Origin of the sequence: Vagococcus jeotgali, from assembly GCF_035918315.1 — a bacterium.
Classification (GTDB): domain Bacteria; phylum Bacillota; class Bacilli; order Lactobacillales; family Vagococcaceae; genus Vagococcus; species Vagococcus jeotgali.
This window is the reverse complement of the sequence record NZ_CP142146.1, coordinates 1110613-1122869: the sequence shown is the minus strand read 5'-3', so window position 1 is coordinate 1122869 and position 12257 is coordinate 1110613. Positions and strand designations below refer to the sequence as shown.

13 protein-coding genes and 1 other annotated feature are annotated in these 12257 nt (G+C 34.8%); all 13 genes read left to right on the top strand.

Annotated elements, in window-relative coordinates:
* Positions 1 to 64 precede the first annotated feature (64 nt).
* The 13 genes from VSF34_RS05785 to accB all read left to right on the top strand — a co-directional run bounded on the left by VSF34_RS05785 (position 65) and on the right by accB (position 12254).
* Entirely contained in the window at positions 65 to 397 is a 333-nt protein-coding gene (locus VSF34_RS05785; RefSeq protein ID WP_326718036.1) for a winged helix-turn-helix transcriptional regulator, read from the top strand.
* A gap of 43 nt (positions 398 to 440) precedes the next feature.
* Positions 441 to 641: a binding site (T-box leader), on the top strand.
* Positions 642 to 683: 42 nt separating this feature from the next.
* Positions 684 to 1730: a phenylalanine--tRNA ligase subunit alpha gene (gene pheS / locus VSF34_RS05780; RefSeq protein WP_326716412.1), complete on the top strand. Its 1047-nt coding sequence runs from the start codon at positions 684 to 686 to the stop codon at positions 1728 to 1730.
* A gap of 4 nt (positions 1731 to 1734) precedes the next feature.
* Positions 1735 to 4152 carry a phenylalanine--tRNA ligase subunit beta gene (gene pheT, locus VSF34_RS05775; protein WP_326716411.1) on the top strand — a complete coding sequence of 806 codons (2418 nt, stop codon included), beginning with the start codon at positions 1735 to 1737 and terminating at the stop codon, positions 4150 to 4152.
* Between the two features lie 122 nt (positions 4153 to 4274).
* Positions 4275 to 5021: an NADPH-dependent oxidoreductase gene (locus VSF34_RS05770; RefSeq protein ID WP_326716410.1), complete on the top strand. Its 747-nt coding sequence runs from the start codon at positions 4275 to 4277 to the stop codon at positions 5019 to 5021.
* Positions 5022 to 5047: 26 nt separating this feature from the next.
* Positions 5048 to 5956 carry a YitT family protein gene (locus VSF34_RS05765; protein WP_326716409.1) on the top strand — a complete coding sequence of 303 codons (909 nt, stop codon included), beginning with the start codon at positions 5048 to 5050 and terminating at the stop codon, positions 5954 to 5956.
* Between the two features lie 164 nt (positions 5957 to 6120).
* Complete coding sequence (locus tag VSF34_RS05760; RefSeq protein WP_326716408.1) at positions 6121 to 6561, top strand: MarR family winged helix-turn-helix transcriptional regulator; 441 nt, start codon at positions 6121 to 6123, stop codon at positions 6559 to 6561.
* A gap of 16 nt (positions 6562 to 6577) precedes the next feature.
* Positions 6578 to 7549 carry a beta-ketoacyl-ACP synthase III gene (locus VSF34_RS05755; RefSeq protein ID WP_326716407.1) on the top strand — a complete coding sequence of 324 codons (972 nt, stop codon included), beginning with the start codon at positions 6578 to 6580 and terminating at the stop codon, positions 7547 to 7549.
* A 34-nt stretch (positions 7550 to 7583) separates the two neighbouring features.
* Entirely contained in the window at positions 7584 to 7829 is a 246-nt protein-coding gene (locus VSF34_RS05750; RefSeq protein ID WP_326716406.1) for an acyl carrier protein, read from the top strand.
* A gap of 61 nt (positions 7830 to 7890) precedes the next feature.
* Positions 7891 to 8853, top strand: coding sequence for an enoyl-[acyl-carrier-protein] reductase FabK (fabK, locus tag VSF34_RS05745; RefSeq protein ID WP_326716405.1), 963 nt, complete (start codon positions 7891 to 7893; stop codon positions 8851 to 8853).
* 11 nt (positions 8854 to 8864) lie between these two features.
* The gene (gene fabD, locus VSF34_RS05740; RefSeq protein ID WP_326716404.1) at positions 8865 to 9809 is read left to right on the top strand and encodes an ACP S-malonyltransferase; all 945 of its coding nucleotides are present in this window, start codon (positions 8865 to 8867) and stop codon (positions 9807 to 9809) included.
* Positions 9806 to 10486 carry a 3-oxoacyl-ACP reductase family protein gene (locus VSF34_RS05735; RefSeq protein ID WP_326718035.1) on the top strand — a complete coding sequence of 227 codons (681 nt, stop codon included), beginning with the start codon at positions 9806 to 9808 and terminating at the stop codon, positions 10484 to 10486. The genes fabD and VSF34_RS05735 overlap by 4 nt, the downstream gene beginning before the upstream one ends.
* 67 nt (positions 10487 to 10553) lie before the next feature.
* Positions 10554 to 11792, top strand: a complete 1239-nt coding sequence (fabF, locus tag VSF34_RS05730; RefSeq protein ID WP_326716403.1) for a beta-ketoacyl-ACP synthase II — start codon at positions 10554 to 10556, stop codon at positions 11790 to 11792.
* A complete protein-coding gene (accB, locus tag VSF34_RS05725; RefSeq protein ID WP_326716402.1) occupies positions 11793 to 12254 on the top strand; it encodes an acetyl-CoA carboxylase biotin carboxyl carrier protein in 462 nt (153 codons plus the stop codon). It abuts the gene before it with no gap.
* Positions 12255 to 12257: the final 3 nt, after the last annotated feature.

Sequence of the window (12257 nt, the reverse complement as noted above, 5' to 3'; positions counted from 1 at the left end):
AGCTGACAGATAGCCTTTGTCAGCTTTTTGTTTTATACTATAAATAAGTAAGGAGGGGAAAATGATGAATCCATGCGAAAAAAGAAAATTTCAGATTTGTCCAAAATTTGAGAAGACATTTGAAATTCTTGGAAAAAAATGGAATGGTTTGATTATTGATGTGTTATTAGAAGATGGTCCCCAACGTTTTGTTGAATTAGCTAATAAAATACCTGAAGTAAGTGATAGGGTTCTTGTAGAGAGATTAAAAGAATTAGAAGAAAAACAAGTTGTAATAAGAAAAGAGCATCCAACAGAGAAAAAGCGAATTGATTATTCTTTAACAAAGAAAGGCCAAGCCTTAAGACCTGTCATGCTAGAAATTCAAAAGTGGGGCGAGGACTGGCTAACAGTGTAGCCTTGACGAGTTGTCATTTTTCTTGTAGACTGATGACAATAAATAAAAAACGTTAAAGGAAAAGAGTAACTTAAGCCATTTTTCATCAGGGAGACTTGTCGTAGACTGAAAGCAAGTTGAAAAATAGTTAAGTGAAGTTCACTTCCTTAGTTGTTTGCTAAGCAAACCGGTGATGCCATCGTTAACAAAGAGAGATACTTTTTAGTATGAAATTTGGATGGTACCACGAGACATCGTTCCTTTTACACGGAGCGGTGTCTTTTTTTTATGAGAAAGGATGGAAAATATGGAGATCAAAGAAACATTAGAGTCATTAAAAAGTACGACATTAGTTAAAATTGAGCAGGCAACAACACTAGATGAGTTAAATACTATTCGTGTGAGCACATTAGGTAAAAAAGGGTCAATGACTGAAGTTTTACGTGGTATGAAAGATCTATCACCTGAGATGCGACCTGTTGTAGGTAGTTTAGCTAATGAGGTACGTGATACATTAACTGAGGCACTTGAAGCGAAAAAAGAAATGTTAGAGACAAAAGCGATGAATGAAGCTCTCTTAAATGAGACAATTGATGTTACCTTACCTGGTAAAGAGTTAAATAATGGAACACCACACATTTTAACTCAAGTTATGGAAGAAATTGAAGATGTCTTTTTAGGTCTAGGCTATGAAATTATTGAAGGCTATGAAGTTGAAAAAGATTATTACAACTTTGAGCGAATGAACTTACCAAAAGATCATCCAGCTCGTGATATGCAAGATACCTTTTACATAACTGAAGATATGCTACTTAGAACTCATACATCACCAGTCCAAGCTCGCACAATGGAGAAACATGATTTTACAAAAGCACCACTTCGTATGATTAGTCCAGGTAAAGTCTATCGTCGTGATAGTGATGATGCGACTCATTCACATCAGTTCCATCAAATTGAAGGGTTAGTGATTGATGAGAACATCACTATGGCTGATTTAAAAGGGACACTTGAAGTATTACTTAAAAAACTATTTGGTGAAGACCGAAAACTTCGTCTTCGTCCAAGTTACTTCCCATTCACAGAACCTTCTGTTGAGGTAGATATTAGCTGTTTTAAGTGTGGTGGTAAGGGTTGTAATGTTTGTAAACACACTGGTTGGATTGAAATCTTAGGAGCAGGAATTGTTCATCCAAGTGTTCTAGAAATGTCAGGAGTAGATTCTGAAAAATATAGTGGATTTGCTTTTGGTTTAGGACCAGACCGTGTTGCTATGCTGAAATATGGCGTGAATGATATTCGTAATTTTTATCAAAATGATATTCGCTTTTTAGAACAATTTAAGGTAAAGGGGTAATCAGATGTTAGTATCATATAAATGGTTAGAAGAATTAGTTGATTTAAAGGGGATTTCCCCAGAAGAATTATCAGATAAGATGTCTCGTTCTGGAATTGAAGTAGAAGATATTACAATTCCACAAGAGGGATTAAAGAAAATTGTAGTCGGCCATGTATTAGATTGTATGCCGCATCCAGATAGTGATCACTTATCAATTTGTCAAGTCGATGTTGGTGAAGATGAGCCTTACCAAATTGTTTGCGGGGCACCTAATATTTCAGCAGGACAAAATGTGATAGTAGCCTTACCAAACTCAAGAATTGCTGGTAATGTTAAAATTAAAAAAGGTAAGATGCGCGGGGAAGTTTCTCTTGGTATGATTTGCTCTCTTGATGAATTAGGGATATCTGCCAGTGTAGTTCCAAAAGAATATGCAGATGGTATTTATGTGTTACCAAGTGAGGCAGTGCCAGGAGATGATGTGTATCCTTATTTAGCTATGGATGATGCGATCATTGAATTATCTGTTACACCAAATAGAGCAGATGCTCTAAGTATGATTGGTGTAGCCTATGAAGTTGCTGCCATTTACAATAGAGAATTAAACTTACCAAAAATTTCTATAGAAGAAGATGCGACAGTTAACATTGAGGATTGTGTTAAAGTAAGCATTGAAAACGAAGAAGATACACCTTCTTATGGCATGCGTGTCATTAAAAATGTGACAGTCAAAGAAAGTCCAATGTGGTTACAAACTAGGCTGATGAATGAAGGGATTCGCCCGATTAATAATATTGTTGATGTTACAAATTACACCTTATTATTATTTGGTCAACCTCAACATGCCTTTGATTATGATAAATTGGAACAAAAAGAAATTTTTGTTAGGCGAGCAATTGAAGGTGAGATGCTAACAACTCTTGATGAAGTAGAACGTCCGCTAACTCCTGATAATTTAGTCATCACAGATGGTAAACAAGCCATTGCCTTAGCAGGTGTGATGGGTGGAATGGATACTGAAATTACAAATAACACGACAACTGTAGCCCTTGAAACAGCTGTCTTTGAACCTACTTTAATCCGTCGTACAGCTCGTCGTTTAGGTTTATCAAGTGAATCTAGTCGTCGTTTTGAACGTGGTTTAAACTGGTCAGTAATTCGTGATGCTAGCGAATTTTCTGCTAATTTAATGGCAGAACTTAGTGGGGGAACTGTGGTCACTGGTGAGGCTTTAGTAGAAGGAGAAAAACCTGTTGAACCAACCGTTGAGATTACATTGACTAAAATTAATAAATCTTTAGGAACAACTTTATCTCTAGAAGAAGTAGAGGCCATTTTTAATCAATTAGGCTTTAAAGTTGTTTTAACAGATGAATTATTTGCTGTAACAATTCCTCTACGTAGATGGGATATTACAATTCCAGCTGATTTAATTGAAGAGGTTGCTCGTATTTATGGTTATGATAACTTACCATCAACTCTGCCAAGTGGAGAGTCTCTTCCTGGTAAGTTAACGTTTGAACAACAAACACTACGTTCAATTCGTCATTTACTAGAAAATGAAGGCTTAACTGAGGCGATTAGTTATGCTCTAACAACACCAATTTTGGCAAAAGAATTTGCTGTTGATAAGGCTAATGTCGTAGAGCTTGATTTACCAATGAGTGAGGAGCATTCTGTCTTGCGTCAAAGTATTACAAGTGGCTTGTTACAAGATGTTGCTTATAATATGGCTAGAAAAGCTTCAGGTGTTGCTTTATATGAAGTAGGAAATGTCTTTGATTGGTCTAATAAATCTGAATTGCCAAAAGAGAGCAAACATTTAGGTATTGCTATGACAGGTGTTTGGAACAAGGCAGATTGGCAAACAAATGTAGAGGTTGTTGATTTTTATACATTAAAAGGTGTGGTAGAAAGTGTCTTTAATTTCTTAGGAATGACAGAGATAGTTCGTTATGCTCAAACAAGTGATATGAAAGAGATGCACCCAGGACGTACAGCTAATATTTTAATTGGCGATACTCATATTGGATTTTTAGGTCAAGTTCATCCAGGGATGAGTAAAGAGATGGATTTAAAGGAAACTTATGTCGCTGAAATTGATTTGGAATTATTATTTGAATCCGTTCCAGAAACTATCTCTTATAAAGAAGTTGGAAAATACCCTTCAATTAAGCGTGACATCGCATTACTTGCTAATAAGGAAGTGACTCATCAACAAATTATTGATGTGATTGAAAGTAAAGGTGGTAAATATTTAACATCGATTCAATTATTTGACTTGTATACTGGTGAAAAATTAGGTGAAGATAAAAAATCACTGGCTTATTCATTAATATTCAGAAATGATGCGGCAACACTAGTCGATGAAGATATCACAAGTGTCATGGCTAAGATAGAAGGAGCTTTAATAGCTGATTTAGGTATTGAAGTTAGGTAGTAATAATTCAGTCGCTTTGCATGAAGCGACTGATTTTTTTGTGCTAGATTTTAGTATCTTTTTAAAAAAGGAATGTTATACTGTGGATAGTATTATTTTTAGAAATGAAAGGGTGTTTTAATGTGAATGAAACAATCAAAACGCAATTAAATCACAGGAGTATTCGTCAATTCACTACGGAAAAGATAACTGATTCGACGATTGATTTATTAGTAGATGTGGCAAGACACACCGCCACTAGTAATTTTTTACAAGCTTATAGTATCATTTGTCTTGAGTCAAAAGAAAAGAAAGAAAAATTAGCAAAGATATGTAACCAGCCTTATGTTGCACAAGCTAGTCATATTTTTATTTTTATAGCTGATCAGTACCGTAACCAGCAAATTGCAAAAGAACATCATCAAGACACAGCTATTTTACATAATATGGAACGCTACATGTCTGCTTCAACTGATGCTATTTTAGCTGCTCAAAATGTCAACCTAGCAGCTGAGAGTATAGGTCTTGGAACGGTCTTTTTAGGAAGTATTTTAAATGATAATCAAGCTGTGATTGACTTGTTAGATTTACCTGAACTTACTTTTGCAGTTTTAGGTTTAGCAATGGGTTACCCAGATCAAGAGCCACAATTGAAACCTCGTCTAAAAAAAGATGTGATGTTTCATAAAGAAACTTATAAAAGGTTTGATAATTACACAAAAGAACTTGTTGATTATGATGCATCAGTAACTGAGTATTATGATTTACGAGATACAAGTAAAAGAGTCGATTCTTTCACTAATCAAGTGAGTCAATCTATGAATAGAAAACCATTAAAACGTATGAGAGCTAAAGAAGATATTGAATCTCAAGGGTTTATGACAAAATAAGTTGTGAAGGTAAGGAGGATGTTTTTGTGGGGAATATTACAGAAGCATATCGTAAAAATGAATTATTTAAGCAAATTTTAATTATAATTTTTACAGGTTTGGCAATTGCCGTTGGATTAAATATGTTTTTAATCCCAGCTAATGTCTTTTCAGCTGGAGTCAATGGTATCGCTCAGTTAATTTCTAGTACATTAGGTGAGATGTTTGGTATTAATATTGGGACAGGGATTTTAATCTTCATTTTAAATATCCCCATTGCCATTTTAGGTTGGATTAAGCTTGGTAAATCTTCTACGATTTTAAGTTTATTGACAGTGCTATCTGTAACGATTATGACAATTTTTATACCTGAGTCCCAAGTGACCGATAATCCTTTAATGAATGCTATTGTTGGTGGGGTATTAACAGGTATTGCTGTTGGTATGACGATGAAATATGGATTTAGTACTGGTGGTATGGATATTGTTTCTTTAGTATTGTCAAAAACGACAGGGCGCTCAGTGGGTTCTTTAATGTTTATGATTAATTTATTCATTATTGCAGCTGCCGGCTTTATTTTTAGTTGGGAATCTGCTCTTTATACCATTATTTCAATTTTTTGTACGACTCAAGTGGTGGATAAAATTCACACAAGTCACCAAAAAGTCACTGCTTTTATTATGACTGGAAAACCAGAAGAAGTTATTTTTTCTATTCAACAGGAAATTGTTCGCGGTATGACGATGTTGCCTGGTAAAGGTGTTTATACAAGAAAAGATGTCTCAGTTATTATGATGGTGATTTCTCGTTATGAATTATATGATTTAGAACAGGCTGTCTATAATGCAGATGCTAATGCTTTTATTAATATTTTACCGACTCAAAATGTTTATGGACAGTTTTGGAGTCAGGATGATCAGAAGAAATTTAAAGCTGAAAGAAAAGAAATGAGTTAATTTCTTTTCTTTTTTTTTATTGTTAAATCAAGGGTTATCACATGTTTTTGTCAATATTAGAAAAAATTAATTTAAAAAAGGCTTGCATTTAAAATGAGTTTTGTATATAGTTTGAATATCAAATGATTTGATTATCAAACAATTCGAGAAAGAGGTATATAAGAATGGATAAGCACATAGATTTAGTTAACGATCAATTAATCAGGGTATTTAATGATATTTTGACGATTGAAGAAACGGAATTAAAAAAAGGTGACTTTTCAGATTTATCGATTAAAGAAATGCATACTATCGAAGCAATTGGTATGAGGGAAAAAAGAACAACTGGTGAAGTAGCAAAATCACTGTCAATCACTGTAGGAACTTTGACTGTGGCAATCAATAATTTGGTTAAAAAAGGTTATGTAGAACGTGTTAGGAGTGAAGAAGATAGACGAATTGTCAGGTTGCAATTAACTAACCGAGGAAGGTTATTTTACCGGGCGCATCAACATTTTCACAAAAGTATGGTAAAAGCAGCATTAGAAGAGATGAGCCAAGATGAGAAAGAGGCTTTAATGAAAGGGTTAGGTAGCCTTCATAAGTTCTTGAAACAATACTATTAAAGTTAGGAGTAACAGCATGCTTTATCCTAAAATCACACAAGTCGCACATGTTCTACCGACTAAGGTAGTCAGCAATAGTGATTTAGAAGCCATTTTAGATACGAGTGATGAATGGATTTATTCCAGAACAGGTATTAAAGAAAGACGAGTAGCTATAGATGAGAGCACTTCTAGTTTAGCTACTGAAGTAGGCAAGATTCTACTTCAAAAAGCAAATACAAAGGATGTTGATTTTATTATTGTAGCTACTATGACCTCAGATGAGGCGACACCATCGACTGCTTGTTTAGTACAAGATGGGCTGGGTTTAACTCAAGCATTTTGTTTTGATATTAATGCTGCATGCTCTGGATTTATCTATGCCTTATCTGTGGCTGAAAAATTTTTATTAAGTCAGAAATATCAAAAAGGAATGGTTATTGGTGTCGATGTGATGTCTAATCTAATAGATTATTCAGACCGAGGAACTGCTGTTTTATTTGGAGACGGAGCAGCTGGTGTGTTAGTTGAAAATATATCATCTACACCTAATTTTATCAGTGAACTAATACAGTCTGATGGTAATAGGTATGAAGCTCTACACGGATTAAGTAGTAATAGGTCTAATCCTTTTAAAATAGTTCACAACCAATCTCCATATTTATTGATGAATGGTAAACAAATCTTTGACTTTGTATTAAGAGACGTATCAAAAAACATGTTACAAGCACTAAAAGAAAGTGGCTTGGAACATGAAGACATTGATTTTGTATTAGCCCACCAAGCTAATCAGCGCTTGTTAAATGCATTAGCCAAAAAAATAAATATGCCTAAAGAAAAATTCTTATCCAATGTGGCATATTACGGTAATACCTCATCAGCCTCTGTTCCTCTACTCTTATCAGAGTCAGTAGATAAGAAAGAGTTAGTGCTAGGTAGGAATCAAAAAATCCTTTTCACTGGTTACGGAGCAGGGCTGACTTGGGGGAGCTTATTAATTAATATTTAAACAGAAAAATTTAAAATTATCGGGGGGAATTATTATGTCAACCTTTGTAAAAATTCAAGAAATTATTGTGGATCAATTAGGTAAAGAAGAAGACGAGGTACAATTAACCACAAACTTTCGTGAAGAATTAGAAGCAGATAGCTTAGATTTATTCCAAATACTAAACGATATTGAGGACGCCTTTGAAGATGATAACGTTAAAATTGAAACTGACGAGGGGTTAGTGACTGTTCAAGATTTAGTAACTTTTGTGGACAATCAAATAGCAAATAATAAATAAAAATAGCTTAGAGTAATGTTAATTACTCTAGCTATTTTTTTAAAAGAGAAAGGTTGAGCCAATGAAACAATCAAAAATATGTCAATTATTAGATATTAAATACCCAATTTTTCAAGGTGCCATGGCATGGGTAGCAGAAGAAGGATTAGCAAGTGCTGTTTCTAACGCAGGTGGTTTAGGATTAATTGCATCAGGACATGCTCCTAAATACATTATTAAAGAAAAAATTGATTTAGCAAGAGGGATGACTTCAAACACTTTTGGTGTCAATATCATGTTAATGTCACCTTTTGTTGAGGACATTGTGGATTTAGTCATTGAAGAAAAAGTTAAGGTGATAACAACCGGTGCTGGCTCTCCTGGAAAATATATGAAACGATTTAAAGAAGCGGGAATTATTGTCATACCCGTTGTCGCCTCAGTAGCTCAAGCTAGAAGAATGGAAAAAGAGGGTGCTGATGCTGTTGTTGTTGAAGGAATGGAAGGTGGCGGTCATATTGGTAAATCAACGACAATGACCTTAGTGCCACAAGTTGTTGATGCTGTCAGTATACCAGTTATTGCTGCTGGAGGAATTGGAGATGGACGCGGTGTTGCGGCTGCTTTGATGCTAGGTGCTGATGCTGTTCAGCTTGGGACAAGGTTTTTAGTTTCTACAGAATCCATTGCTCATGATAATTTCAAAGGGAAAGTTGTAAAAGCTAAAGACATTGATACTGTTGTGACAGGACTTTTAACAGGACACCCTGTCCGCGGATTAAGAAATAGGCTAACGAAAACATTTGAAAAAGCAGAACGTGAAGAAGGTGGCAAAGAAAATCCTAATTTTGATCGTTTAGAAGATCTTGGAAAAGGTGCCCTAAAAAGAGCAGTGATAGATGGGGAGACAAAAAATAGCTCTATGATGGCAGGTCAAATTGCTGGAATGATAAAAACAGATCAACAAAGCTGTCGTGATATTATTCAAGAACTAATGTTAGAAACAAAAGAAGTATTAAAAGAAAGGTACTTTGAGTGGGTATAGAGGTTAACATGATGACAATAGGATTTGTATTTAGTGGTCAAGGTAGTCAGTTTAATGGTATGGGTCAAGATTTATATGAGTATTCAGATGTCTTTAAAGAAACGATAAATGAAGCAAGTCGTATTTTGAATCTGGATATGCTTGAGTTATTATTTACTCAAAATGATAGGCTTCATCAGACAAAGTATACACAACCAGCTATTTTAACAATGAGTATTGGTATATCTCGCATGATGCGTGAGGAACTTAATTTAACGCCAAGAATAGTAGCTGGTTTAAGTTTAGGGGAGATCAGTGCTTTAGTTGAAAGTAACATGTTAACTTTCTCAGATGCTTTAGTATTAGTAAAAAAACGTGGAGAATTAATGGAAACAGCAGTTGAAGATGGTGTTGGAGCAATGAGTGCTATTTTGGGACTAGATAGGCAGTTAATTGACAACATTTGCCAAGAAATAAGTCAACCTAACTGTCTTGTTGAAGCAGTTAATTACAATATGCCAGCTCAAACAGTGATTGCAGGACACACTAAAGCTGTAGAAAAAGCTGAACAATATCTTAGTAAAAATGGTGCTAAACGTGTCATTCGCTTAAATGTAAGTGGCCCTTTTCATACATCATTAATGAGTCAAGCAGCTAATGATTTTGAAAAAGAAGTTAGGAAAAAAGAAATCAAGAATATGAGTATACCACTAATAACTAATATTAACGGAAAAATATTAGATCAACACATTGATTTAGCAGAACATTTAAATATGCAAATGCAATCACCTGTTTATTTTGAAGAGTGTATCAATGAGATGAAGAGGCAAGGTGTGGATATATTAATTGAAGTCGGCGCTGGAAAGTCTTTATGTCAATTTATTAAAAAAATTGATGCTTCTATTCATGTACAACATGTTGATAGTGTTAAAAGTTTTGAGCAATTGAAGAAAAAACTAGAAAAGTGGGTGTCATAGTGTTACACAATAAAACAGTCATTATAACAGGAAGTTCAAGAGGTATCGGTTTAGATATTGCAAAATATTTTTCTCGTGAAAAAGCCAATATCGTATCAAATGCTAGAAAAGATATTTCTCAAGATATTATTCAAGAATTAGAAAAATCTGGATCAAAAGTCCTAGTTGTATTGGGTGATGTGAGTCATTTTGATACTGCAAAAGAGTTAATTGAAACAACAAAAGAGGTATTTGGTTCTGTGGATATTTTGATTAACAATGCCGGTATTGCCAAAGATAATCTTATTATGAGAATGAGTGAAAAAGATTTTGATGATGTGATAAATGTTAACCTAAAAGGGACATTTAACACTATTCATTTTGCATCTAAAATCATGCTAAAACAACGTTCAGGTGTCATTATTAATGTATCAAGTGTGATCGGTTTAACTGGCAATATTGGTCAATCAAATTATGCTGCTAGTAAAGCTGGCGTTATTGGACTAACTAAATCTGTAGCTAAAGAGTTAGCACCAAGAGGTATTACATGTAATGCCGTTGCTCCGGGATTTATTGAAACAGATATGACACATGGGTTATCTAATATTGTTATAGATAATACACTTGCCCATATTCCATTAAAAAAATTAGGGAAAACAAGTGATGTAGCCGAAGCGGTATTATTTTTAGCAAAATAGCCATATATCACAGGTCAAGTTATCAATATTGATGGTGGTATGGTAATGAATGCTTAGGAGGAACAAGATGAAACGAGTCGTTATTACAGGTATTGGGGCAGTCACGCCAATTGGCAACACAGCAGATGATTTTATAAAAAATTTAAAATGTGGTGTGAACGGTATTGGTCCAATCACAAACTTTGATGCCACACAAACTGGTATTCATGTGGCAGCTCAAGTAAAAGATTTTGACCCCACTTTATATATGGAGAAAAAAGAAGTCAAGCGAATGGATATGTTTTCTGTCTATGGTATTGCAGCAGCTGTTCAGGCTGTTGAGGATAGCCATATTAACATTAATGACATAGATGCTGACCGATTTGGTGTTATAGTCAGCTCAGGTATTGGGGGTATGAAAACCATCCAAGATCAAGTCATTCGTATGAATCAAAAAGGTCCAAAACGCGTAGCACCTTTTTTTGTTCCTATGTCAATTGGTAATATGGTGGCAGGAAATATTGCGATTAAAGTTGGCGCTAAAGGAATTTGTACTTCAGTTGTCACAGCTTGTGCTTCTTCTACAAATGCTATTGGAGAAGCTTTTAGAAATATCAAGCATGGTGACTCAGATATTATTTTAGCAGGTGGTGCTGAGGCAACGATTTGTGAAATTGGTATTTCAGGTTTTGCCTCTTTAACAGCCTTATCAACGAGTGATGATCCAAATAGAGCTTCCATTCCATTTGATAAAGAACGTAATGGTTTTGTTATGGGTGAAGGTAGTGGTGTGTTAGTTTTAGAAGAATTAGAACATGCTAAAGATCGTGGGGCTAATATATATGCAGAAGTTGTAGGTTACGGGAGTAATTGTGATGCTTTTCATATCACAAGTCCTAATCCAGATGGATCTGGTGCTGGAAAATGTATGACTTTAGCTATGGAAGAAGCTGGTATTACTGCAAGCGAGGTTAGTTATATCAATGCTCATGGGACAAGTACACCTACTAATGATGGGGCTGAGACGACAGCGATTAAGTATGCGATGAAGGAGTATGCTAAAGATATTCCTATATCAAGTACAAAAAGCATGGTCGGACATTTACTTGGTGCAGCAGGTGCTATTGAGGCTATTACTTGTTTAAGTGCCTTAAGAGATAATGTCATCCCACCAACGATTGGTTTAGAAGAAACAGATGAAACGTGTGATTTAGATTATGTCCCAACTAATAGTCGAAAAACAGAAGTGGAATACGCATTGAGTAACTCTTTAGGTTTTGGTGGACATAATGCAGTCATTGCGATGAAAAAATGGCGAGGTGAGTAGATGTCAATTGAGGAAATAAAAAAATTAATAGAGCAGTTTCAAAACAGTGATATTAATGAAATGGACCTTTCTATTCCTGAATTATCCCTTTATTTAAGTAAGCATAATGAACCAAAAAAAATAACTGGAAATACTGTGGTGACGCAACCTCTAATACAACAAGAGGAAGTCCCTATTTCAAATAAAGAAATACTGCTTAATCAGGAAAAATCAGAAGATTTCGTTGAGGTACAAAGCATTACCTCTCCTATTGTGGGTGTGATCTATACTCAGAATCAACCAGGAGACCCTGAATTTGTGAAAAAAGGTGACAAGATAGAAGTTGGTGATACGTTATTTATTATTGAAGCGATGAAAATTATGAATGAAATTAAAAGTGATAAAGCAGGTATAGTACAAGATATTTTAGTCGGTAATGAAGATATGGTTGAGTTTGGTCAAACTTTATTAACCATTGTTTAGCAG

Excerpts from the sequence above, each read along its gene's own strand:
- VSF34_RS05755 (WP_326716407.1), top strand. The coding sequence starts at position 6,578 with ATGCTTTATCCTAAAATCACACAAGTCGCACATGTTCTACCGACTAAG.
- pheT (WP_326716411.1), top strand. The coding sequence starts at position 1,735 with ATGTTAGTATCATATAAATGGTTAGAAGAATTAGTTGATTTAAAGGGG.
- VSF34_RS05785 (WP_326718036.1), top strand. The coding sequence starts at position 65 with ATGAATCCATGCGAAAAAAGAAAATTTCAGATTTGTCCAAAATTTGAG.
- VSF34_RS05750 (WP_326716406.1), top strand. The coding sequence starts at position 7,584 with ATGTCAACCTTTGTAAAAATTCAAGAAATTATTGTGGATCAATTAGGT.
- VSF34_RS05760 (WP_326716408.1), top strand. The coding sequence starts at position 6,121 with ATGGATAAGCACATAGATTTAGTTAACGATCAATTAATCAGGGTATTT.
- pheS (WP_326716412.1), top strand. The coding sequence starts at position 684 with ATGGAGATCAAAGAAACATTAGAGTCATTAAAAAGTACGACATTAGTT.
- fabK (WP_326716405.1), top strand. The coding sequence starts at position 7,891 with ATGAAACAATCAAAAATATGTCAATTATTAGATATTAAATACCCAATT.
- fabD (WP_326716404.1), top strand. The coding sequence starts at position 8,865 with ATGACAATAGGATTTGTATTTAGTGGTCAAGGTAGTCAGTTTAATGGT.
- fabF (WP_326716403.1), top strand. The coding sequence starts at position 10,554 with ATGAAACGAGTCGTTATTACAGGTATTGGGGCAGTCACGCCAATTGGC.
- accB (WP_326716402.1), top strand. The coding sequence starts at position 11,793 with ATGTCAATTGAGGAAATAAAAAAATTAATAGAGCAGTTTCAAAACAGT.